Origin of the sequence: Nonomuraea diastatica (genome assembly GCF_004349015.1) — a bacterium.
Classification (GTDB): Bacteria; Actinomycetota; Actinomycetes; order Streptosporangiales; family Streptosporangiaceae; genus Nonomuraea; species Nonomuraea diastatica.
In genome coordinates this window covers 1-898 of the sequence record NZ_SMKP01000441.1, presented here as the reverse complement: position 1 = coordinate 898, position 898 = coordinate 1, and the positions used below count along the sequence as shown (strand labels likewise).

1 protein-coding gene is annotated in these 898 nt (G+C 63.4%); it reads left to right on the top strand.

Features of this window, described 5'->3' with window-relative positions:
- The coding region (locus E1294_RS52075; RefSeq protein WP_220448462.1) for a S1 family peptidase at nucleotides 1-749 on the top strand (749 nt) is incomplete at its 5' end.
- Between the last annotated feature and the right edge of the window lie 149 nt (nucleotides 750-898).

Below are 898 nucleotides of genomic sequence, written 5' to 3'. Positions count from 1 at the left end.
CTGGGAGCGCTTTGGCGGACGATCCCGGCTACAATCCTCAGCTCATTGGCGGAAGCCCGGCTACTGAGGAATACAAGTTCGCCGCCACGCTGCTGTACAAGGATCAGGGCGACCGGCCGACCCCGGTCCGATGCGGAGGTGCCCAGATCGCTCCGGAGTGGGTCATCACCGCAGCACACTGCCTCGCAGGGCGGAACCCGGCGGACTTCGAGGTCAATGTGGGTTCGAACGATTACCTGGGCGGCAAGATCATCGATGCGGCCGCGTTTTTCGTGCACCCGTTCTGGAATGACGAGTCAGAGAAGAGCGCCGGTGATATCGCACTGATCAAGCTGGCGGCTCCGTCGCCGGCTCCGTCGATCTCACCTTTCCGAACTCCGATCGCCGGCACTCCGGTGCGAATGATCGGCTGGGGCCGGACGGTAGGCGGCGACCCCGCCTCGATACCGCGAGAGATCTTGCAGCTTGACACGAGGTTGCTGCCGGCCTCGGCATGCGAGTTCGGCGACGAATTCTCCATTACGCCTGGTGACCTTTGTGTCGAGCGGGGCAACGGCGGCACCGCGGGTGCGTGCAACGGTGACTCTGGTAGCCCTTTGCTCTTGAACGTCAGAGGAAAGTGGCGGATCATCGGCGTGGACAGTCGCAGCGGCGGCGACTCTTGCCTTGCCACCGACGAGGTCTTCACGTCGACCGCCTTCTACTGGAACTGGGTCGCGGACACGATGATCGAAAACCGAAGGCGCTGACCGCACGGCGTCCCTGGACGCGACTCGGTCATGGGCAAAGAATCTCATGCGCAGCATGCTGGGCACGGACGGATACCACTCACCGCGGCCGCGCCCAGCAAATGCCATGTTCTTTCCCCGCATAAACCCCTGCCGCCGGATTTTCTGCG